Annotated in this window: 25 protein-coding genes; 2 read left to right on the top strand and 23 right to left on the bottom strand. The window is 47.8% G+C overall.

All coding sequences use genetic code 11. The features are described 5' to 3' along the window. The 14 genes from ACKKE8_RS13215 to ACKKE8_RS13150 all read right to left on the bottom strand — a co-directional run bounded on the left by ACKKE8_RS13215 (position 1) and on the right by ACKKE8_RS13150 (position 7,203). On the bottom strand, positions 1-339 hold the full coding sequence (locus ACKKE8_RS13215) for a hypothetical protein (protein ID WP_409178546.1): 339 nt from the start codon (positions 337-339) through the stop codon (positions 1-3). Between the two features lie 2 nt (positions 340-341). Next, the gene (locus tag ACKKE8_RS13210) at positions 342-782 is read right to left on the bottom strand and encodes a phBC6A51 family helix-turn-helix protein (protein WP_409178545.1); all 441 of its coding nucleotides are present in this window, start codon (positions 780-782) and stop codon (positions 342-344) included. 12 nt (positions 783-794) lie between these two features. Beyond that, the gene (locus tag ACKKE8_RS13205) at positions 795-1,385 is read right to left on the bottom strand and encodes a hypothetical protein (protein ID WP_409178544.1); all 591 of its coding nucleotides are present in this window, start codon (positions 1,383-1,385) and stop codon (positions 795-797) included. A 56-nt stretch (positions 1,386-1,441) separates the two neighbouring features. Beyond that, positions 1,442-1,693 carry a hypothetical protein gene (locus tag ACKKE8_RS13200; RefSeq protein ID WP_409178543.1) on the bottom strand — a complete coding sequence of 84 codons (252 nt, stop codon included), beginning with the start codon at positions 1,691-1,693 and terminating at the stop codon, positions 1,442-1,444. A gap of 35 nt (positions 1,694-1,728) precedes the next feature. Continuing rightward, positions 1,729-2,202, bottom strand: coding sequence for a hypothetical protein (locus ACKKE8_RS13195; RefSeq protein ID WP_409178542.1), 474 nt, complete (start codon positions 2,200-2,202; stop codon positions 1,729-1,731). A gap of 15 nt (positions 2,203-2,217) precedes the next feature. Beyond that, positions 2,218-2,832 (bottom strand): hypothetical protein, encoded by a 615-nt coding sequence (locus tag ACKKE8_RS13190; protein WP_409178541.1) that lies wholly within the window; start codon positions 2,830-2,832, stop codon positions 2,218-2,220. After that, positions 2,819-3,253 (bottom strand): hypothetical protein, encoded by a 435-nt coding sequence (locus ACKKE8_RS13185; RefSeq protein ID WP_409178540.1) that lies wholly within the window; start codon positions 3,251-3,253, stop codon positions 2,819-2,821. Before ACKKE8_RS13185 ends, ACKKE8_RS13190 begins: the two co-directional genes overlap by 14 nt. Before the next feature lie 231 nt (positions 3,254-3,484). Next, positions 3,485-3,820 carry a cold shock domain-containing protein gene (locus tag ACKKE8_RS13180; protein ID WP_409179112.1) on the bottom strand — a complete coding sequence of 112 codons (336 nt, stop codon included), beginning with the start codon at positions 3,818-3,820 and terminating at the stop codon, positions 3,485-3,487. Positions 3,821-3,978: 158 nt separating this feature from the next. Continuing rightward, complete coding sequence (locus tag ACKKE8_RS13175) at positions 3,979-4,194, bottom strand: hypothetical protein (protein WP_409178539.1); 216 nt, start codon at positions 4,192-4,194, stop codon at positions 3,979-3,981. A gap of 80 nt (positions 4,195-4,274) precedes the next feature. Further along, positions 4,275-4,490 (bottom strand): helix-turn-helix transcriptional regulator, encoded by a 216-nt coding sequence (locus ACKKE8_RS13170; RefSeq protein WP_409178538.1) that lies wholly within the window; start codon positions 4,488-4,490, stop codon positions 4,275-4,277. An 87-nt stretch (positions 4,491-4,577) separates the two neighbouring features. Further along, a complete protein-coding gene (locus tag ACKKE8_RS13165) occupies positions 4,578-5,540 on the bottom strand; it encodes a hypothetical protein (protein WP_409178537.1) in 963 nt (320 codons plus the stop codon). 272 nt (positions 5,541-5,812) lie between these two features. Beyond that, complete coding sequence (locus ACKKE8_RS13160) at positions 5,813-6,022, bottom strand: hypothetical protein (protein WP_409179111.1); 210 nt, start codon at positions 6,020-6,022, stop codon at positions 5,813-5,815. Positions 6,023-6,532: 510 nt separating this feature from the next. Then, positions 6,533-6,832 carry a hypothetical protein gene (locus ACKKE8_RS13155; RefSeq protein ID WP_219659514.1) on the bottom strand — a complete coding sequence of 100 codons (300 nt, stop codon included), beginning with the start codon at positions 6,830-6,832 and terminating at the stop codon, positions 6,533-6,535. A gap of 2 nt (positions 6,833-6,834) precedes the next feature. Beyond that, complete coding sequence (locus ACKKE8_RS13150; RefSeq protein WP_409178536.1) at positions 6,835-7,203, bottom strand: hypothetical protein; 369 nt, start codon at positions 7,201-7,203, stop codon at positions 6,835-6,837. 330 nt (positions 7,204-7,533) lie between these two features. On the opposite strand from ACKKE8_RS13150, the gene ACKKE8_RS13145 reads away from it, so the two are divergent. Further along, a complete protein-coding gene (locus tag ACKKE8_RS13145; protein ID WP_409178535.1) occupies positions 7,534-7,758 on the top strand; it encodes a helix-turn-helix domain-containing protein in 225 nt (74 codons plus the stop codon). A 77-nt stretch (positions 7,759-7,835) separates the two neighbouring features. Here ACKKE8_RS13145 and ACKKE8_RS13140 read toward each other — a convergent pair whose 3' ends face one another. The 9 genes from ACKKE8_RS13140 to dxs all read right to left on the bottom strand — a co-directional run bounded on the left by ACKKE8_RS13140 (position 7,836) and on the right by dxs (position 19,134). Then, positions 7,836-8,918, bottom strand: a complete 1,083-nt coding sequence (locus tag ACKKE8_RS13140; protein WP_409178534.1) for a tyrosine-type recombinase/integrase — start codon at positions 8,916-8,918, stop codon at positions 7,836-7,838. Between the two features lie 297 nt (positions 8,919-9,215). Continuing rightward, positions 9,216-9,839, bottom strand: a complete 624-nt coding sequence (locus tag ACKKE8_RS13135; RefSeq protein ID WP_409178533.1) for a membrane lipoprotein lipid attachment site-containing protein — start codon at positions 9,837-9,839, stop codon at positions 9,216-9,218. A 787-nt stretch (positions 9,840-10,626) separates the two neighbouring features. Further along, positions 10,627-11,415, bottom strand: a complete 789-nt coding sequence (gene spo0A, locus ACKKE8_RS13130) for a sporulation transcription factor Spo0A (protein ID WP_007720793.1) — start codon at positions 11,413-11,415, stop codon at positions 10,627-10,629. Positions 11,416-11,674: 259 nt separating this feature from the next. Next, a complete protein-coding gene (gene spoIVB, locus ACKKE8_RS13125) occupies positions 11,675-13,009 on the bottom strand; it encodes a SpoIVB peptidase (RefSeq protein ID WP_409178532.1) in 1,335 nt (444 codons plus the stop codon). A 241-nt stretch (positions 13,010-13,250) separates the two neighbouring features. Continuing rightward, positions 13,251-14,975, bottom strand: a complete 1,725-nt coding sequence (gene recN / locus ACKKE8_RS13120) for a DNA repair protein RecN (RefSeq protein WP_409178531.1) — start codon at positions 14,973-14,975, stop codon at positions 13,251-13,253. Between the two features lie 16 nt (positions 14,976-14,991). Further along, a complete protein-coding gene (gene ahrC / locus ACKKE8_RS13115) occupies positions 14,992-15,441 on the bottom strand; it encodes a transcriptional regulator AhrC/ArgR (RefSeq protein ID WP_409178530.1) in 450 nt (149 codons plus the stop codon). A 5-nt stretch (positions 15,442-15,446) separates the two neighbouring features. Continuing rightward, the gene (locus tag ACKKE8_RS13110) at positions 15,447-16,304 is read right to left on the bottom strand and encodes an NAD(+)/NADH kinase (RefSeq protein WP_409178529.1); all 858 of its coding nucleotides are present in this window, start codon (positions 16,302-16,304) and stop codon (positions 15,447-15,449) included. Between the two features lie 128 nt (positions 16,305-16,432). Beyond that, positions 16,433-17,251, bottom strand: coding sequence for a TlyA family RNA methyltransferase (locus tag ACKKE8_RS13105; protein ID WP_409178528.1), 819 nt, complete (start codon positions 17,249-17,251; stop codon positions 16,433-16,435). Continuing rightward, entirely contained in the window at positions 17,248-19,134 is a 1,887-nt protein-coding gene (gene dxs / locus ACKKE8_RS13100; protein WP_409178527.1) for a 1-deoxy-D-xylulose-5-phosphate synthase, read from the bottom strand. Before dxs ends, ACKKE8_RS13105 begins: the two co-directional genes overlap by 4 nt. Before the next feature lie 248 nt (positions 19,135-19,382). Between dxs and ACKKE8_RS13095 the strand changes: the two genes are divergently transcribed. Continuing rightward, on the top strand, positions 19,383-21,077 hold the full coding sequence (locus tag ACKKE8_RS13095) for a M3 family oligoendopeptidase (protein WP_409178526.1): 1,695 nt from the start codon (positions 19,383-19,385) through the stop codon (positions 21,075-21,077). Positions 21,078-21,114: the final 37 nt, after the last annotated feature.

Raw genomic sequence — 21,114 nt, 5'->3', positions numbered from 1 at the left:
CTATTCACCCGCCCTCTGACCGATTTTAGCGATAAGATGGTCGCGAGCTAGGTCAATCGCGCCAAGCAACACCGCAATCTTCGCCATTTCCTTCCGGATCGGTCGCGAGTTTTCCGGCCACTTTCGCCTCAACTCGTCCAATCGCGCTACGCATCGGTACACTTCGTCCATGTGGCGTGCGAATTGCGCAGTCTCCTCGACTCTATCACGTTTGAGCTCCGCCACTATCTGACGGAACTGGACGTAATCGGACGGAAAGAATCTGCGTGTTCCTTCAATCACCGCGGCGAGTTTCGTGGTTGCCGCGCCTGCTGTTACGGCCATTGCATAATAGTCCACGATTATTCCTCCCCGTTCACCATCTCGGCCAGTTTGTGGATATCCGCCGCGATCTCTGCGTCAGACTTACGTGGCAATTTCGATTCGTTTTCGTGCTCGATTACGTGGACATCCGCGAGTTCCCTCTGCAACTTGTACCATAGCTCGATCGCTTTTATGCGTGGCTCCGGCATGCGGATCAGCTTAATAAGGGCGGCGTCAACTTCGCTCCCGTGAGCGTGCAGCTTATCGCGAGAGATCATACGGTGGTATTCATTGAACTCCGGAATCTTCATCCATTCGTACAGCGTAGACCTGGAAATACCGATCCTCTCCGCAAGCTCATCCTTGGTTAGTTTCTTTCCACTTGATAACTCACAGAATTCATTCGCGACAAGTTCTTGCGCCGCTCGCCTTTGTTGGTCAGTCAAACTTCGGCCAATATCTGATCTTCTTTTTGCCATGCTTATCACTCCTTAAATTAAGTGCTCAATATCGCGGTAATGACGCCAGGCAGCGTCCAATTCCGCTTGATACGCGTCAGGATCGCTCTTTAACCGTTCAACCTCCGCTTTTATTCTGGCTTCTCGAATATGGTGAGGCTCGGCGCTTTTATAATCGTAGGTATCAATCCATGGAGACTTGTTTAAGTGTTCCAAGAAGAAACTAAACATTCGCATCTTGGAGGTTTTGTCGATCTCACTCTCTTTACCTTCGTTAATGGCTGCGTTAATCTCGTCCATCTCTCGCAGACACCACTCTACGCTACTCGCGATAAGGCCGGAGTGAAACCCGATGCACATACGCGCCAGCTTCGCCGTCTCGCGGTATTTCTCCAATTTCGAAGTGTCAACGTGAACCAACGAACCGGCCGCGATAACAGCCGCATACTGAACCGCGATTCTGTAGAACGGCGTCAACTGTTCCGCCAGAATGATGCCGAGCGGGATGGGAACGAAATTCTCCGGTGGCTCGGGCGGCTGACCTTTCGCGATTCGGCTGGCTGCGACTCGTTGCCGGAGCTCCTCCGTCTTTGCTGCGATTTCTTCGTTTGTCTCAAACGCCATCTAATCTCCTCCTGTATAAGAAATAAAAGCGCCACCCGTTAGGGCAGCACTCTGCGTCATTCGTATCTATTTCCGAGTTCATCGCGATTGCGACAATGGTCGAGGTAGCGTTGCTTCATCTTTACGTACCTTGCCGCATCCTCTGGCTTCTTTGTCCTCAATGCTTTATCATGCATTTCAGATAGATTTGCCAACTGCAACCTCTCGTTGGTAACAGTAACAGTCGCAAGATCAAATCCGGCGGCTATATCTACTACGGTCGTATCGTTATCAATCACGGTTTTCTGATCAACTGACCTTACTCTCATTCTTTCTCCTCCTTAATTAACGAAAAGACGCCGGGTTACTCCGACGCCTGCTCGCTTTCTTGTTGGTGTTCGAATGTGCGTTTGACTGTACTGTAAAGGACCATATTATCAATCGAGCTGATTTTCCGCGAAAGAGTGCTGGCTGCTCGAACATCCGCCGCCGTCAACTTATCCCCATTGGTGAGCTTTCCGCGCAGATCGTGGCTGATTAGTCGGTTATCTCGTGTTTCCTGGCCCGACGCCGAGTAATCAACCATATCCCTGCGTTCCTTTATGATTTCGTATCTCATAACGGAATCGGAATCCCCGGACTTCGCCTCTTCCTCAAGACGTTGGACGTAATCAGTAGCAGGGCTCCCTATGTTTGGGTAAGTTTCGCCATCAAACAAACGTTGACACATCTGGTCGTACTCATGTTTTGCTACTTTATACTCTGCGATCTTCTTTGGGTTCCCACGTGCATGCAACTTCATATCTTCAAGTTTCTTCGCGCTGATTGCTAATGACATATAGATTACCTCCGTTTATTGTAGTTCTTCATCCCGTACATTCTGAAAGCTACTTGGTATCTCACCGTGCCGTAGAGCTGTCTCATCGTATCTGGTGACAAAGTATTTCTCCCTCTCGTCTGTTCGTTGAAAGGCGATATCATTCAACTTGTATTGAACAGCATCTCCCGCAATCGAGATCACACGGTATCTTTCAGCCTCAAATTCCTTCATCAACTTCCTGTACGCGATCGAGGCATCAATCACGGCTTTTTTCGCCCGTAACATCTCCTTCAATACCGGTTCAAGAAGCTCCTTACGAATCTCGGGTACAAAGACCTCGTTCCATTCGCGTGCAATATCATCAGCAGTAATTGCGCCAGGCTGCGAGATCAAACTGTATACCTGGCGTTCTTGCTGTCGGCGTTTCAACGCTTTCTCGGCTTCTTCAACCTTGACTCCAAGCGCATCTACTTCGGCAGTGACTCCTTTTCCTGCGCTTACGCTGGCGACCATCGCTTGTTCATATTGAAGTTTCAGCGCGACAATCTCCTCTTGTGCCTTTTGCTCGCGGTCAGCCATCTCCATGACCACTTGGTGCTTACTTTCGCGTTGCTCCAACTGCTTGTCTGCTAGTTCAAATCTCTTCATATAATCCATCCCCTTTTAATTTGTTGAGTATTTTTTGAACCAAGCCAATAAAAAAGAGCCTCCATTTTGGCGTCTTTGGCTTCGGAATCTTCGGTTTGAGCTCGTAAATCTCCGCGAGAATATCCCGGCTACGCTCGATAGCCTGGCGCGTCCCACCCGTATCCAATCGGTGCTTGAACGTTACGGCGATTCCTATCGTACTCAGCGCGGAAACATATAACGCCTGTTCTGACGTCCAGCACTCGACCGTTTCCAAATGATATCTCCGCATAATCTCCGCGATAAGCCCGCAAGCGGCGTCCGGCCCTTCGTACGGCAGCGTAATTTCATCGAGCAAGTATCCCTCCTCGCCATACAGTAGCGCGACCAGGAACGGAGTACCCTCGACGTGTTCGACGTTTGCGATGACTAACGGCTGCATCCGGTCACCAACGCCCTATCTACGTCCATTACTGAATCCGCCCCATCCGGTTCCTCCGCTACACTTACCTGATGGCTGGCTAAAAGGAGCCTAACAGATTCGTCATTGATCTCGTAAGCAAACGTGAACGACGGTTCCTTCGGAAATCCGTACTTTTCTTGGAGCATTTTTCGCAAGATAATCGCGTGCGCTCATTGTCGTAGTTACTGTCATCATTGGCATCGTCCTCCTTTATTTGATCACTCGAACATTGATAGCTTCCGGGCTCTTGCCACCTTCCTTGACGTCAAAGCAAATACGGGAGCCTGACCGGAGCTCGCCACTGATTAAGTTGCGGGCATGAACGAAAATATCACAGGTAGAGAATCCATAACCTTTTCTTTCCGAGAACCACTTCATCTTTCCGCAGCGCTGCCCGTCCGCTGGCTGCGCCTTTGGTTCATGGCGCGGCGAAGTGAATCCGGTTGACGCGATCCACTCGAAATAGTCCGGTTGGTCCCACGTTGATACTCGAACCCATTTTGCGCGATCCTCAAATGACGGCGCTCGTTCGACTACCTGTTGCATCACTCTGACCTCTCCTTTTTATAGGTGTATTTGGTACGCAAAACGGCGAATTTGCCCTATTCTTGCCTGCTTTTCATAGGCATCCGATAGATGGCAAGGGGAATATACCCCCACGTCTGATAAGCGCCAAAACTGCCTAATTGCGTACACGTTTCCGGCTATTCGCGTGCAACGTCAACACCGAGCATCCTCCGCATCGATCGTTTCCTCCGGTTAGGTACGCGATACTGCACGGCAATTCGCTGGCCTGCACGATAGTACCTCGCCATCGGTTCAACGTCAGGATAGTAACGGCGGATTCTCGCCATGATTCCGATATCCTCCGTGTAGGCTGCGAGATAGTCGGCGTCCAAGCGCCAAAGGGCGTTATTCATTACTTGACTTTTTCACCTCGTTTGACATAAAATTAAATTGGGTATTTACGATCAAAAATCTAATGTGTGATCAAAAATAATTAGGCGGGCAATTCACGAAGTTTCTGTGCGCTTTCGGGCGTTAGTCCGAATTCCGCCACGATCCGAATCGCCAACGTCCTACTTACCGATTTCATACCGCGCTCGATATCGCTAATCATCGCCCCACTAACTCCGATCTTTTTGCCGAATGCCTCCTGCGTCAGTCGTTCCAAGGCACGCAGACGAAACACAAGATCACGGTCAACAGTAACCATTCTAACTACCTCCCTTGTTTTAGATATTTGCCAAAACTTTTAACTACAAGGGCAAAATAAATAACCCTTTGTAGTCATCCCTTCCCACTACATAGCACGGTTGTCCAGACTGTGACGATGATTCCGATAGTTCTGCCACTCTCGCGCCCGCATCCATTCTGCCGATACCTCTCGCACGTTGTACGTCACGACATCGCCCGGTTCCTCCGCGTCTCTCCATCTCGCATTACCTTTCGGATTATAGCGTTTACCCTCGTACTCCGATTCCGGAACCCACTTCGGAGCGCGCCTCCCGTTCCGAAACCGCTTGTCCACATCATCCGCGTTGTCTTTTGCATAATCACCGCTGTCTCGCGTCTCATTTCGTCCCATCCGCGAATCCCTTGTCGGAGTCTCTGAATAAAACGGTATCTCGCGCAACTCTACCGGACTGTAAAACGGATACTCTAACGTATGTCGCTCCTGATCCTTCTTTAATCGCTCGTCGCCCGTCCGCCCCACTCGCTGCCGAATCTTATCCTTATACGCGAGACACTCGTCGCCGCATATCTTCGCGCGATTGTTCCGGCTCCGATCGAGAAAAAACCATTCGCAGACTTCGCAGCGCTTGATTCGGTGACGGTTTCGCGATCCAATCCGGAGCCGACCGTAATAGCGGAGCAATACGAAGTCCGCCGCACCTGACCCGATGTACGGCCGATCCTTTACCGCGTACTCGTCTGGCACCCTCGTCTTTTTGAGGCCGCGCGAATGATCCTCCGCGAGTATGTAGTCCGACAAATGATCGAGTAGAGCCGGAACCGAAGGGCGACCGTTGATTAACGTATGGGCAGACATGCCGATCGCGAGTAACGGCTTGTCCTCCACTTTCGTATGGTCCAATTGCGCCCACCCTTCGGAAATGAGCTCGTCGGTAATTTCTCGAGTAAGTTCGTTACGAGAGGCCAGCGGCGTTTCCGCGTGTTTGCGGTAATGTGCGCGCTTGTGATTCGGAAAGCCCCGGCGGGCGATGGCGGTGAGTCCTGCGTGTTGAATCGCTTGTTTCTGCAAACGACGACCCTCCTTTGTGCCCATGTGACGTTGACGACATGCGGCCTTCTTGGTTATTGGTTATCTTCCTTCTACGCGAATAAGATATTGTGTACTATCTATCGCGCTAATCTTTTATTGCGTATACTCTTTTATTTAAACAGTGCGTTCGCGAGTGAAGGCATTTATGCTGTAATGAGCGATATTATTATGGTTCTCGTTATAATGGCTTTTGTTTAAAGATGGTTCTAGTTAATGTGATGAGTAACCACGTGACGAATACCACGTGACGTTTAGCCACTTAACCGTTCCTTATTTCCGAACTGTAGCTGAGTTTCGGGGGCCAGAGTATACACGTTATTTGACCACGTACCAGGTCCGGGCTCTCTATGTCTTCGAGCGGTTACAATCGGACGCCCATTCCATCGGTATTTCAGTAACCGTGATATCCGGCGACTGGCGCTTTCTCGTGCGATCCCCAACCTCATCGCGATTGATTCCATTGACGGATAGCACACGCCATCCTCGTCCATGTACGCGGCCAGAACGCAGAGGGTTTGCCACCTCTCCGCGCCCATGTCCGCTAGGAGCCCGGAGTGTATCGCGTCAACGTACGTCTTATAGAAAATCCGTACTTCCTTCTGTTCGTCCATTTTCCGTTTATCCTCCGTTCATATCGTTTATTTTCCGTTGGCTCGTCCGACATCCGACCGGTTGTTTCCGTTCACATGGCAGTTCACCTTCCTTCTACTCTGTTATTCGTACGTAAACTGATCTCGCACATTATCCGGACAAATTTTATCCTCCAGCACCAACGGTCGAGGTCACCAAATTTACGCCTCTACTTAGATAGACGGGCGCTTCTAAACCTTGCACACTTTCGGACAAAAAAAATAAAGCGACCGTTTGGCGCCGGCGCTTTCGTTCATTATCGATCCCATTCCGTTGGCGCGAAATGAGATCCCTCCGTTATCGGCCCGCCTATCGCCGACAACTTCATCGGCAAGCGGTATTTATGCGTTCATGTCTTTCACGATCACGTTATGTTCCGCAATGCACATTAAAAACTCCGTAAGGCCGAAGTGGTAAAGAGACGATAAATCAAAGTCGTCTCCGACCTCTATCTCGAATAGCTCAGTGTCCGTTGAGTAAACCCCTTTGTGACCATAAACTGGCGATACAGTTGCGAACGCAAGTGACATTTTATCGTAGGTAATTGCGTATCGATCGGAGATTAGTATCCCATCGAAGATATCCGCGACAATTGATTCATTTATATCATCGTAGGACACCAAAATCTTCACATTCTTCATGATTAAACCCCTCCTTGGATTTGGCTGCGGAACTGTTCCGGCAGCATCTCGTGGTATTTGAAGTACGGACCGTATATCGAATAGTTGAGGTACTCGCGCATCATGTCGAGTCCGCTGATGCTGGAGAGTTTATCGACGAGGGCTTGTACCATCTGTGCGGTAATCTCCGGTCCCTCAAACATCGGTCGCTCGCGCAAGTCTGATTCGTAATAATCTCCCGCCTTCTTAACGCGGCACCAGTACAGTGTCTGGTTCGCCAGATAGTCCTCACTGGCTACATAAAGACAATGCTGATTGTCGATAAGCCACCCTGGCGCTGTAAAGTAATCTTCCGCCTCGTCGTCGTAAAATCGCAGCGTGATCGGTGTCATAATCCGGTCCTCCATCCGATCGTAGTGTTGACTGTCTCGGAGTCGTTCCGGATAAATTCAATCAAAGCACGTTCAGTGGCGTTCATGGTCGGCACATCCCTTTTCGTTCCTGCTCCGCGATTACTGCGAGCATCCAGCGCAGTCTTGTCCGAAGTGAGAGGCGTCGGTACGTTCCGGCTTTTATTCTCATTTTATATCACCCTTTTGAATAACGTTATCTTGTATTTTAGTATATGGTATAACGTTATTTTGAATTCGTCAATACTGTTATTGCGTTATTTTTTCGGATAATTTACAATACAGATATAAATAGTTTGCGGAGGGGTACCGGTGGGTTTTGTACTTATCGTTAAGGTAGATGAACAATTACGCGCTAGAGGATGGACACAGGCTGATCTAGCGGAGAAAACAGGGCTCCGCCCCAGTACGATAAGTGAGATCGTGCGCGGCTCACGGACGGTTATCAATAAAGAGCACATCGCAAAGATTGCAGAAGTAATGGGGATAACGGACATTACTGAGTTAATCGAACTTAAATCAACCGATAAAGAATAGAAAAACGCCCACCGACCGGAATTTCTCCGATTAGTGGGCGTTTGTTACTTATATCATTTCCTCGTTACAACCCTCTCTTATTTATCGTTTTCCCGATTTTCTAATTTCACCACCTGATTAAGTGGCGAATGTTTCTCATGCTCGCTTTTTATATAGGTACTCGACAGATGTGTATACCTAAGAACTTGACGCGGATCGACGTGACCTAGTAACAACTGTAATAATCGCGTATTATGGTTCGCTTCCAGAAACATAGTTGCTCCGGTGTGGCGAAGAAGATAAGGATAGATGCGCATATCCAGTCCCGCTGCTTCAGCGTATTTCTTTAGTCGACTTCGAAAATGATTTGTACGCATTTTTTCTCCGTAAACAGTTAGAAAGACGTACTCAGATTTTGTTTTTTTGCTCGTGTAGTCAATCAACTTTCTCAATAATTTCATTGTGTATTCAGATATTGGTAATACTCTTGATCGCCGCGATTTGGTCATCGTTGATCTGAGACGTATTATCCCCCGTTCGAAATCTATATCTTTCTTCTTGAGCGAAACAATTTCACCAACTCTGCAAAAAGTATCAATTTGGAGAATTAGCATGGAGAAATCTCTGTAGCCACTATATGTAGAGCGGTCTGGGGCACGGATAAGTTTCTTAAGTTGATTTACTGACAGTATATTTATATCCCCTTCTGTCTCCTTAACATTTTTTATGTTAGCGAAGGGGTTGGAACCAATTAGTTTTTCTGCATGTAAAAACCGGAACATAGTCCTGAGTCCCTTTAGACGCATATTAACAGTTACAGGTGAAAGCCCCTCCGTCTGATACTTTTCTGGCTTATGCGAATGACCATCCCATTTACGTTTAGATTTCAGCATCCAAGTTATATAATTTCGTATCATAGTCGGTGTCACGTTTATCACGCTCACCTCAAGATCATTGCTAGTTAAGTATCCGCAGAAAAAACGATAGTTTTCACGATATGTTTCTAATGTTCTCTCCGCTATTCCCTCCGCAATTTTAGCGCGATAGAAAATGTCGAATAGGTCATCGAGTGATTCTATCTGGCACTTATTGTTCCTTTCATAATCATTTTCCACCTTTTTAAGTAACTCAAAAACGTCATCAAGCGTATATCTACGCTGATCTTCCTCATGAATAATCAACTAATTTCATCCTCTACGTAATTTTCCAATGCTTAAAAATTACAATAGAAATGAGTGAAATAACAGTCTGATTCTTTCGTTAGTTTTAGCCGATATAAAAATAAGTGCAACTATAGTTAACGCATGCTTACGAAGCTAGCGATGCTTAACGCATGCCCAACGTAAATACACGAAGAGACTACGTAAGTCAAAGTTAATTTTTAATGCGCGGATTATTTTGACCCCTGCTGATTTCTTTGTGCAGACGCAAAATAAGCGCCCACCCATTATCGGGAAGCGCTTTTTCTTTTGCCTATGTTATTTGAACCTACTCTCCGTTACGACCTTTACGTACCCGACATTCTCCGGATTTCCCTCGACGTCCTTTACTACACGAACGTTATAGAACCCGTCCACCTGTCCGTAATCGAGATATAGCGGATTCTCCCTCTCCGGTGTTGCGCCGTCCTCTACCGCCAGCCCAGCCGCACGCATCGCCTTTATCGCGTCATCCGGGTACTTGAACGCCTCAGACGGGCGTACCTCGATCCTGGCCGCGACTCCTTCGATAAACATGACGCTTACCTCGCCTGTATCCGCTTTGTACGTGTGACGAACGAATGGCGTCTTCTCTTCCGTTGAGAGCGACGTCCACTCTCCGTTTTCTGTCGCGGTAGGCTTGCCGAGTAGCGCCGTTACGTCGGCTTCCGGTTTGCTCGCGACCGATGATATGCTCGGTGATGGCGCGGTAGGCTGCGCAAACGAGTGCCCAAAATCCCCCGATAAATGAGTGTTTGGCTCCACCGTCTCTCCTGGCCTCTTTAGTCCTAATTCGTCAGCAATAGCATTCATTTGCTCCTCTTCAGTAAGTACGGGGTTCGGATCGCTACTGCATCCCGTTAGAATCGCGAGAGCTCCGAGTATGTACAATGACCGTCTCATTGCGTTGCTCCTCCGATTTTTACCCAAATTATACCATAATAACACTGATACACGCTGAACCATCGTCTATTTCTGGACTCCGAGGTAAAATTTGATTCGCGCGAGGTGTAACCGTCTGACGGAGGGATTTCGAGGTGGCGTCTTGGGGTCAAACCGTAATCCTTCCGTTATGCAATTGATATCCATTCCCAGTTACCATAAGATTTCTACTCGGACACAGCTCGTTTTCACAAACGCGATAACGGCGCGGGTTCTGCGTGGGTGTGGATAACTATCGTTTATGCACGGTTTATACAAACCGCATAACGGCGCGGGTTTGCGCGATTCGACCGTTTTTATTTCCCATCCGTTTATGCAGCTGTTATGCAGCGTGACCCCTGAGATTTCTTAGGACGTCCGCGCCGGGAGCGTGCAGCGGATGTAATGGCTTATTTTGTACGGAAATGTTCGGTCGTGCGCGCTCGCTTTATCGCGTTAAAATACGATAGCGACGCAGATTATCACGGTCAGATAGGCTGACGTATGCTTACGTACTATGCCGGACTAAAGCGTCTATAAAAAAAAGAAACGTCACCCAATTCAGGCAACGTTTGCTTTTTGAACGTGTATTCGGTTAAACTCGTCTCAACGATACATCCGGTAAATTTCGCACTTTATGGAGGTGACACGGACGCAATTTTTCGGAACGACAGCGGTCAAGTTTACCGGAACGCCCCCGCAAATTGTCGCAGAATTTACGGGAACAGATCGATTAGCCACCGTTCAAAAACGCTGTTCTGACGCGATCCTAGCTAATCTTCGCCTCAATCCGCAACTTGTCCGCCACCATGGCGATGAATTCACTATTGGTCGGCTTCGCCTTGGTGTTGGAAATCGTATAACCAAACAAGCTGGAGATGGAGTCCAGATTACCACGGGACCACGCTACTTCAATCGCATGACGGATGGCACGTTCTACGCGACTTGCGGTTGTATTGAATTTCTTGGCAATGTCCGGGTACAGGACTTTGGTAATCGAACCAAGCAGCTCAACATCGTTGTATACCATGGTAATCGCTTCCCGCAAATACAAATAACCTTTGATATGAGCAGGAACTCCAATCTCATGAATGATGCTGGTGATGCTCGCGTCCAAATTCCGACCGCGGATTTGCAAGGTAGCTTGCGGTTTCACAGAGGAAACAAAAGAAGAGGCAGGTTTGGTTGTAATAATTTGACGGATGCGCTGAGCCAGCACCTCCATATCAAACGGTTTCAAAATGTAGTAAGCTGCTCCCAGCTCCACTGCTTTCTTCGTAATCTCTTCCTGCCCGAAAGCAGTCAACATGATAATTTTAGGTTGAGGACTTAAGCGCATGGCCTGAATTTGTTCCAAAACAGCCAAGCCATCCAGATGTGGCATGATGATATCCAAAATTAATACATCGGGTACACGTTCCTGCAGCAGTCGAACTACCTCATTGCCGTTGTAAGCAACACCCACAACATTCATGTCATACTGGCTACTGATGTACTCTTCTAACAGATTCACAAATTCTCGGTTATCATCTGCCAACAACACTTCAATCTTGCTCAAGGTCGTTCCTCCTAACAATGGACGGTCTTTTGGAAAGAAGGTGGCGTTCTAGAAGTTAACAAATCTAAAAGGATTGTCCATACCATCTTTTTCTCTACAAAAATAATTCGACAAAGCAAATTCCATTCCTGCCAATGACGAAAGATTGAATGATTTAACTGATATTTCGACAAAGAATCCATTCATTCCTAATCGATTCGTCAAAGGAATGCAAATATCGAAAAAGCCGCCTCGCTTCGTTCGCGTGACGGCACTTCATTCAGGCAGCTTTGGTTGTATTGGTTCTGGATTCGGCAGTACCTCGCACATTCACACCAGCATCCTGAAGCATCCATTCAATGTAGCAGCCGTATCCCGAAGTAGGATCATTGACAAACACATGTGTGACAGCACCGACGATCTTGCCTTTTTGAATGATGGGACTGCCGCTCATCCCCTGTACGATGCCACCTGTCTTTTCCAAAAGTCGTTTGTCCGTGACTTTAATAATCATCCCTTTGGTTGCAGGAAAATGCTGCTTGACCACATTTGCGATCTCAATATCGAACTCTTCTACCTTCTGGCCTTCCACGACAGTAAGAATTTTAGCTGGCCCTTCCTCTACCTGTTCAGCAAGAGCGATTGGTAACGGCTCCTGATAATAGCTGCGTTTGGGCTCATCCTTCATTTTGCCGAAAATGCCAAAAGGGGTGTTTTTGGTTATATTTCCGAGAACTTCACTTTCATTGTAGAAACGCGCAAATTTCTCCCCTGGGTTGCCACTTTGTCCTTTTTCAATCGATGTGACACTTGCTTGCACGATCTGGCCATCTCCTACGACAATGGCTTGACCAGTATCTACGTCGGAAATGACGTGCCCTAATGCCCCGTACGCTTTGGAATTCGGATCATAAAAGGTCAGTGTCCCTACTCCTGCCGCTGAATCCCGGATATAGAGACCCATACGGTATTCACTGTCTTTTTTGTCTTTTGCCGGGTGCAAAGTGAGCGAAAGCTTTTCCTTGCCACGAACGACAAGCAATTGAACGGAATGATTCTTTTTCCCCGTTTCGTTAATCAATTTCTTTACGTCGTTCATGTCATTGATGTACATGTCGTTCATTTTGATAATCATGTCACCGACGTGTATACCTGCCTGTTCACCTGGAGAAAACTTGTTTTTACCATCGTCAACTAAATGATGACCGACAACCAAAACACCCGCTGTTTGCAGCTTCACCCCGATTGACTGTCCACCAGGGTACAACCGCAGATCTGGCAATACATTTACTTTTACAGCAGTCAGCGGAATGTTATGCCACTTCACCTGCAATTGGGCTTCCCCAGCCCTACGCGGTTCAACGGACATAGGCCTGCTCAAATCAACGGATACCTCTCGCGCCTCTGTCCCGTTAACGTGCAAAATATCAGGATTGCTGTTGATTAGCGTGCCCATTACCGGCACAGAGACCCGTAGTTGCTCGAGGGACCCTTCCATCAAACGCAATTCACGGGGAAAGGAGGACAGATCGCGGAACGGGGTGGAACTCACGACAAGCGCCGTGATGAGGAGAAGGAGACTTCCCATCCATTTTCTTTTGTTTTGTCGGATCACCAGTAATCACTCCTACCGTTCCCTACCTACACCTACAAAACAAAACGGTCAGGTCCGTTTTGATTGACCGCAAGCGGTCATGAGGGACACCTCCACCTTGTGTACCTTTAATGTTGCCACCAGCCAAGCGTATTATGTCAGGAAAATAACCCACTCCTAACATTAGAAAGCCAGGCTTCACCTAGACCTTGGCGAGGCCATTGCTGCACTCTTATCAACGAAAAAAGACTGCCAACTTAAATTAGCTGACAGTCTTTCGTTCACGGCCGAGAAGGATCATCTCGCGTGCATGTTCTTCTGTTTTCGCTGTTACCTCTGCCCCGCTTAGCATGCGAGCCAGCTCTAATACCCGTTCATCATCAGACAAACGATTCACCCGCGTCTCTGTTTCATTCTCGCTCATTTCCTTTTTGATCAGAAAATGCGCGTCTGCCATGGATGCGACCTGTGGCAAGTGCGTAATACACAGGACTTGGCGCTGCCCAGCGACTCGGGCGAGCTTTTCTGCTATCGCTTGAGCTGCTCTTCCACTTACACCCGTGTCAACTTCATCAAAAATAAGGGTCTCCACTTGATCAGTGCCCGCCAAAATCGTTTTAATGGCCAGCATGACGCGAGACAGCTCCCCGCCGGAAGCAATCTTCGCCAAGGGACGCAATGGTTCACCCGGGTTAGGTGAGATTAAAAACTCAATCTGATCCATTCCGTTCGCATCTACGAAGCGCTTGATTCCATCGATTTCTACCCCGTCATCATCCGGCGTCTGTCTGACGTCGATGGCAAAACGAGCACGCTCCATGTGCAGTTCTTTTAGTTGCTGCTCGATTTCTTGTGCGAGTTTTCCTGCGCATTCGGAACGAATGACCGACAACTCCAACGCCTCCACTGCCAAATCGGCTGCAAACTCCTGCAATTGCTTTTCCACCTGCTGGAGACGGTCTTCGTAGTGATGCATGTCATCCAATTCATCCTGAATCGTGGCAGCGTACTCCAAAATATCGTCTACACTTTTGCCATACTTACGTTTTAACGACTGGATCTGATCAAGACGGCGTTCTACTTCCGCCAGCTGCTCCGGTTCAAATTCCATTTGGTACGACAATTGACGAAGGTTATGTACCACATCTTCTATCTGATAGTATGCCGATTGGACTATCTCCAAAATCGGAACGAGCTGTTCTTCGTAGTTCACACCACGCTCAAGCTCTCCCATCGCATGGCCTAACCAATCCATACCCTTTTGGTCACCATGCAATGCGCGGTATGCATCTTGAATCGTTGAATAAACTTTTTCAATGTTCATCCACTTTTTCCGCTGCTGCAAGAGCTTCTCGTCTTCGCCAGGCGTGAGGGTTGCCGCCTCAATTTCATCGAGCTGATATTGCAATAGATCGATACGCTGTACCAGCTCCCGATCATTACGTGCCATACGCTCGAGATCTTGCTTTGTTTTGCGGTAAGCAGCATACAGGGTTCCATATTCTTGCTTTGCTGATCCCAATGCACTTTCCCCATATGCATCGAGCCAATTGATATGCTTGTCCGACTGCATCAGCATATGCGTATCGTGTTGTCCATGCACCGTAACCAGCCATGGCCCTAACTCACGCAGCATAGCGAGAGTCACGAGTTGTCCATTGATTCGAATGATGCTCTTCCCTTGATTCGATATATCTCGTCGTACCACGAGCATTCCGTCTTGCTCAATCTGGACACCCACATTCTTACAAACGGCAAGTCCAGGATGACCAGGCGGTAATTCAAATAGCCCTTCCACTTCTGCACGAGGCTCCCCGTAACGGACAAAATCAGCCGAAGCCCGGCCTCCTAGCAACAGTCCTAGCGCATCGATAATGATGGATTTACCGGCACCAGTCTCCCCTGTCAGGATGTTTAAGCCTTTTTGGAAAGAGACCGTCACTGATTTGATGATGGCAAAATTTCGGATCGAGAGTTCCACTAGCATCGCAAGCGACCACCTTCTACAACATTTCCATTAAGCGTTTTGTCACTTCACTGGTATTTTCTTTGGAACGGCAAATAATCAGGATGGTGTTGTCGCCACTGATTGTCCCCATGATTTCTTCCCACGGAAGGTTGTCAATCAGTTCCGCTACCGCATTCGCATGTCCCGAAAGTGTCTTCAGTACAATAAAATGATCAGCTTGGTCAATGCTAATAAAGGAATCCACAAGCATGCGTTTCAGCTTTTGCAGTGGATTGAATTTTTGTTCAGCAGGCATTGAATACTTATATCGTCCATCAGGGAGCGGCACTTTTACCAAGTGTAGTTCCTTGATGTCTCGGGATACAGTCGCTTGCGTTACGTTAAAGCCAGCAGTCCGCAAGCGGTCCACCAGATCATCCTGTGTTTCCACCTCTTGATTGCTGATGATATCCCGAATACGAATATGTCGTTGCCCTTTGTTCATATGGATTACTCCCATTCCCCTTGTAATTTCGTTCGTATTGCTTCGAAAAAGCCACCTTTTTTCCACTTAATCAGCGGGGTAACACATGGTGATTTTTGAATGTAAATCTGATCGCCGCCCTCGAGTCGATAACCAAACTGCCCGTCAATGGACAGTCCCATCTCTTGATGTATGGCATCCACTTCGACCCGGATCGTTTGATTGCCAGACAGTACCATTGGTCGGGCCGTCAAGGAATGAGGAGCCACTGGCGTCAGTAATAGCATGTCCACATTGGGCGCCACTATAGGACCGCCTGCAGAGAGTGAGTATGCCGTTGATCCTGTTGGCGTAGAGACAATGACACCGTCTCCGCTGAACGTCGCGACGTACTCATCATCGAGAAAGACCGCACATTGAATGATTCGGCAAAATGACCCTTTAGCAATCCCTATATCATTCATGGCCGTGTATGTTCCCAGTGTGGTTCCTTTTCGCACCAAACAAGCTTCCAGCATCGCTCTCGTTTCAATGTCGTACTTTCCAGAAAGGAGATTGTCTACAGCCTGAGGCAGATGCTCCGGTTCCGCTTCTGATAAAAAGCCCAACGTGCCTAAATTAATTCCAAAGATCGGGATCGAGTGACCGGCAAGCTGGCGAGCAATTCTGAGTAGCGTGCCATCGCCCCCTAATACACAAACCAAATCCGCATGCTTCCCCATCTCTTCTACAGATGCGCCCAGTTCTGGATGCCCTACATCTGATGCGACATGTTCATCCAGGAATACCTGTGCCCCTCTGTCCTCAAGTAAATACAGCAGTTCCCGTGCAACAATACGTGCTTCGGGTTTTCCTTTGTTCGCTATGATTCCAATTTTCTTCACGTGGTCCACCCCAAAACTGGTTGGTTGGAAATCCTTCTTGAACAACCTCATATACAAGTATACAACTTCACATGCATAAATAAAAAGCCTCGATTGTGACAAAACTCCCGAGGCTTTGGTTTTTTATCCTATTTCAAATTCGCATGAGCAGACGCAACTACCTCTGTTACGCATTGCAACCAAGCTTCCGAATCCATGCCGCCCTCATTTTTCTGAACATGCATAACAAATTCAATGTTTCCTTCTCCCCCTGTAATTGGAGAGTAGTCCAAGCCCTTTAGCGCGAAACCCAATCCACTAGCAAATTGACCGATGTCAGTCAGTACGCTCTCGTGTACTTCTGGATCACGAACGATTCCATTCTTTCCGACTCTATCCTTGCCGGCTTCAAATTGAGGCTTGACCAGCGCAACGACGTCACCGCCACCCTTCAGAAAACGGTACAATACGGGTAAGATCAATCGCAGCGAAATAAACGATACGTCAATCGATGCTGCGGTTGGACGTTCATGTTCAAATGCTTCCGGGTCCATATGACGGAAATTCGTCCGTTCCATGACGACCACTCGTTCATCCTGTCGCAAGCTCCACGCGAGCTGTCCATACCCGACGTCAATAGCGTATACAAGGCGCGCACCGTTTTGTAGCGCACAGTCCGTAAATCCGCCAGTCGAAGCTCCGATGTCCATCATGACACGATCCTTCATGTCGATTTCAAAGACACGCAATGCCTTTTCCAGCTTGAGACCACCCCGACTCACATACGGGTGTACCTCGCCCTTCACCGTAATCGCAACATCCTCGGCAAATTTGGTTCCCGGCTTGTCACAGCGCTCGCCAGCTACTTGCACAAGTCCTGCCATTACAGCTGCTTTTGCTTTTTCTCTGGTCTCATAATGGCCTCTTTCGACCAAGAGAACATCAACCCGTTCTTTTCTTACACTCATGCTTCCACTACGCCCTTCGAAATTGGCATCAAGGATCGGACACGAGCAGCGATATTATCAGCTGTAAGCCCTACCTCTTGCCGCTGTTCTTTCACACTTCCATGCTCAACAAAATAATCAGGTACCGCGACAACCTGTACATGCATGCCGTGATAGCCTGCACGATTGTAACATTCAATGACAGCACTGCCGAATCCGCCCATTTCACAGCCCTCTTCGACCGTAATGATATCGTAGCCTTCCTTAGCCAGACGGAACAACAGCTCTTCGTCCAAAGGCTTGCAAAAACGTGCATTAACCAGCATCGGTTTGATTCCTTCTTCTTGAAGCTGATTGACAGCCGCCTCAGCAATTTCGAATACGTGACCGAACGAGAGGATCGCCACGTGTTTGCCTTCGCGTACAATCTCCGCTTTTCCGATTGGCAGGACTTGCAGATCATCATCCATTTTGACGCCACGAATCGGCAATCGCGGATAACGATAAGAGATCGGACCCTCTTTATATTCCACTGCTGTCTTCATCATGTGACGCAGCTCATTTTCATCCTTCGGTGCCATAATGACCATATTTGGAATGATGCGCATGAATGCCACATCGTACATCCCTTGGTGTGTCTCCCCGTCTGCTCCGACGAGCCCAGCACGGTCAACGGCGAAAATCACATTGAGCTTTTGGCGTGCGACATCGTGGATCAACTGATCATAGGCTCTTTGCAAAAAGGTCGAATAAATCGCAAAGACCGGCTTCAAGCCTTGTGTCGCTAATCCTGCCGCAAATGTACATGCGTGCTGCTCTGCAATCCCAACGTCAAACAGTCTGTCAGGGTACTTCTGTCCAAATGGGATCAAGCCCGAACCCGCTGGCATCGCAGGCGTAACAGCGACAATCGACTTGTCTTCATCTGCGAGCTTCATCATCGTATCCGCAAAAACAGACGTATACGTTGGTGCAGATTTCGGTGTATCACCTGACTCGATTTTATACGTACCGATACCATGCCACTTGACTGAGTCAGCTTCAGCTGGCGCATAGCCTAGTCCTTTTTTCGTGATGGCATGAATCAAAACAGGGCCTTTTGTATGCTTGGCTGTCTTTAATGTATCGAGCAATAGCTCCATGTTATGTCCGTCGATCGGGCCAATATACGTAAAGCCGAGCTCTTCGAAGAGAACGCCAGATACGAGCAAGTACTTCATGCTGTCCTTGAAACGTTCAGCCATGTGAGCCAATTTGCCCCCTACAGCCGGAATGGATTTCAACAATCCTTCGACTTCATCCTTCGCCCACTGATAGTTCTCCGTCGAGCGAATTTTCCCCAAGTAGTTATGCAAGGCCCCAACGTTTGGCGCGATGGACATTTCGTTATCATTTAACACAACGATGACATTCTTACGCTCATGACCGATGTGGTTCAAGGCCTCCAAAGCCATACCGCCTGTTAACGCACCGTCACCGATGACTGCAATGACATGATTTTTTTCTTTTTTCAAATCACGCGCAGTCGCCATCCCCATTGCGGCGGACAACGACGTACTGCTATGCCCGGTTTCCCAGACGTCATGCGGGCTTTCCACCATTTTGGGGAACCCACACAGACCTTTGTACTGACGCAAGGTCGGAAACATTTCCCGGCGTCCTGTCAGCAGTTTATGTACGTATGCTTGATGTCCGACATCCCAGATCAGCTTGTCCTTGGGACTGTCAAAAACATAGTGCAGCGCTAGCGTCAGCTCGACTACTCCCAGATTCGGCGCGAGATGTCCACCAGTTTTCGATAGCGTCTCGATTAGAAACTGACGGATCTCGGATGCCAATGTATGTAGCTGCGGTTGCGTGCACTTTTTCAAGTCTTGAGGATCATTTATAGTAGTAAGCAGCATTGGTATTCCTCACTTTCCACTGTTCGTTCTCCGGCGATTGTGCATGCTGCATATCAATCAAGCCACTAGAAAACCCGGCTTTCCTTATTGCTATAGCCGATTCCGCTTATTTTCAGCTTGATTCATTATAACGGTTTCTTAATAAAAACACCACTTTTCATCAACCTATACGAATATGAAAGCGATATCTTGCATTTTCTGGTAAGATGATTTTGAATACATACTCTAAACAAAAGAGGTGGACGTCCGTGAAGTTCTCACAAATTCAGTATGAGCGCATGGATATAGACAAAGTTGAAGGACAATTCACACAATTATTAGAAGCGTTTCAACATGCTGCAAGCTTCTCCGAGCAAGATACGATCATGGCTGAATTGAACAAACTGCGACAAGAAGTGGAATCTGCGCGGAATGTCGCACAAATCCGCCACACAATCAATACAGAAGATCCCTTCTACAAAGCGGAGCAGGACTATTGGGATGAAGCAACTCCTTTGTATACCGGAATCGTTTCCCGCTACTATCAGGCGATTGTCGATTCTCCCTTCCGTGCTGACTTGGAAGAAAAATGGGGAGCACAGCTGTTTCGCATCGCTGAGAGTACACTCCGTACATTTTCGCCAGAAGTTATCACTGATTTACAGGAAGAAAACCGTTTGGCCAGTCAATATGTCGCACTGAAAGCTTCTGCCAAAATCATGTTTGAAGGAGAAGAGCGAAACCTTTCAGAGATGGTTCCTTTTACAATCGCGAAAGATAGAGATATGCGCAAACGCGCTAATGAAGCGAAGTATGAGTATATGCGGAAACATACAGACGAATTTGATCGCATTTACGATACTCTCGTCAAGGTACGCACACGTATCGCAAAAAAACTCGGCTTCAATAGCTTTGTGGAGCTAGCCTATGCACGTATGAACCGTACCGATTACAACGCAGAAATGGTAGCCAGTTTCCGCCAGCAAGTGCTTGAGCACATCGTTCCAGTATCGTCAAAGCTCGTTGAACGTCAGCGCCAACGTATTGGTGTCGATACACTTGAGTATTACGATCTTTCCTTTGATTTCGCTACAGGGAATCCAAGCCCGAAAGGCCCGCCGGAATGGATTGTGGAAAACGGGAAAAAGATGTATGCCGAGCTGTCACCTGAAACGGACGAATTTTACAACTTCATGCTGGACAATGACTGTTTAGATCTATTGAGCAAAAAAGGAAAGGCTACAGGCGGCTACTGTGAATACATCAGCCAGTACAGGCTCCCATTTATTTTCGCCAATTTTAACGGTACCTCTGATGATATCGACGTGCTTACGCACGAGGCAGGACATGCGTTTCAGGTGTATGTAAGCAGAGATTTTGAGGTTCCTGAATATCATTTCCCAACCTATGAGGCATGTGAAATACATTCGATGAGCATGGAGTTTTTGACGTGGCCATGGATGGAGCATTTTTTCAAGGAAGATACCGATAAATACAAATTCTCTCATCTAAGTAGCGGACTCCAGTTCATACCCTACGGCGTGTCTGTTGATGAGTTCCAGCATGTTGTCTACGAGAATCCAGATATGACCCCTGCAGAGCGTAAACTCGCTTGGCGTGAAATTGAGCGCAAGTACCTCCCGCATCGCAATTACGCACAGAATGAGTATCTTGAGGAGGGCGGGTTCTGGCAGCAGCAAACGCATATTTTTCAAAGCCCCTTCTATTACATCGACTACACACTGGCCCAGATTTGCGCGTTCCAATTTTGGAAACGATCTCAATCTGAGCCGAAGCAAGCTTGGGAGGATTATTTGACGCTTTGCCGCGAAGGCGGAAGCAAATCGTTCCTCGAGTTAGTGCAAGTGGCGAAGCTGTATTCTCCATTTGAGGACGACAGCATTCCATCGGTGATTGGCGAGATTGAACAATTTTTAAATAGCATTGACGATAAAAGCTTGTAATTGTAATAGGTAGGTACGCAAAAAAGCTGGCATTTCC

Origin of the sequence: Brevibacillus fortis, assembly GCF_046196545.1 — a bacterium.
In the GTDB taxonomy this organism is placed as follows: Bacteria; Bacillota; Bacilli; order Brevibacillales; family Brevibacillaceae; genus Brevibacillus; species Brevibacillus fortis_A.
The sequence above is the reverse complement of the archived record's forward strand: the minus strand, read 5'-3'. Positions and strand labels throughout refer to the sequence as shown.

Excerpts from the sequence above, each read along its gene's own strand:
- ACKKE8_RS13210 (WP_409178545.1), bottom strand. The coding sequence starts at position 782 with ATGGCAAAAAGAAGATCAGATATTGGCCGAAGTTTGACTGACCAACAA.
- ACKKE8_RS13205 (WP_409178544.1), bottom strand. The coding sequence starts at position 1,385 with ATGGCGTTTGAGACAAACGAAGAAATCGCAGCAAAGACGGAGGAGCTC.
- ACKKE8_RS13200 (WP_409178543.1), bottom strand. The coding sequence starts at position 1,693 with ATGAGAGTAAGGTCAGTTGATCAGAAAACCGTGATTGATAACGATACG.
- ACKKE8_RS13195 (WP_409178542.1), bottom strand. The coding sequence starts at position 2,202 with ATGTCATTAGCAATCAGCGCGAAGAAACTTGAAGATATGAAGTTGCAT.
- ACKKE8_RS13190 (WP_409178541.1), bottom strand. The coding sequence starts at position 2,832 with ATGAAGAGATTTGAACTAGCAGACAAGCAGTTGGAGCAACGCGAAAGT.
- ACKKE8_RS13185 (WP_409178540.1), bottom strand. The coding sequence starts at position 3,253 with ATGCAGCCGTTAGTCATCGCAAACGTCGAACACGTCGAGGGTACTCCG.
- ACKKE8_RS13180 (WP_409179112.1), bottom strand. The coding sequence starts at position 3,820 with ATGCAACAGGTAGTCGAACGAGCGCCGTCATTTGAGGATCGCGCAAAA.
- ACKKE8_RS13175 (WP_409178539.1), bottom strand. The coding sequence starts at position 4,194 with ATGAATAACGCCCTTTGGCGCTTGGACGCCGACTATCTCGCAGCCTAC.
- ACKKE8_RS13170 (WP_409178538.1), bottom strand. The coding sequence starts at position 4,490 with ATGGTTACTGTTGACCGTGATCTTGTGTTTCGTCTGCGTGCCTTGGAA.
- ACKKE8_RS13160 (WP_409179111.1), bottom strand. The coding sequence starts at position 6,022 with ATGGAATCAATCGCGATGAGGTTGGGGATCGCACGAGAAAGCGCCAGT.
- ACKKE8_RS13155 (WP_219659514.1), bottom strand. The coding sequence starts at position 6,832 with ATGAAGAATGTGAAGATTTTGGTGTCCTACGATGATATAAATGAATCA.
- ACKKE8_RS13150 (WP_409178536.1), bottom strand. The coding sequence starts at position 7,203 with ATGACACCGATCACGCTGCGATTTTACGACGACGAGGCGGAAGATTAC.
- ACKKE8_RS13135 (WP_409178533.1), bottom strand. The coding sequence starts at position 9,839 with ATGAGACGGTCATTGTACATACTCGGAGCTCTCGCGATTCTAACGGGA.
- recN (WP_409178531.1), bottom strand. The coding sequence starts at position 14,975 with ATGCTAGTGGAACTCTCGATCCGAAATTTTGCCATCATCAAATCAGTG.
- ahrC (WP_409178530.1), bottom strand. The coding sequence starts at position 15,441 with ATGAACAAAGGGCAACGACATATTCGTATTCGGGATATCATCAGCAAT.
- ACKKE8_RS13105 (WP_409178528.1), bottom strand. The coding sequence starts at position 17,251 with ATGAGTGTAAGAAAAGAACGGGTTGATGTTCTCTTGGTCGAAAGAGGC.
- dxs (WP_409178527.1), bottom strand. The coding sequence starts at position 19,134 with ATGCTGCTTACTACTATAAATGATCCTCAAGACTTGAAAAAGTGCACG.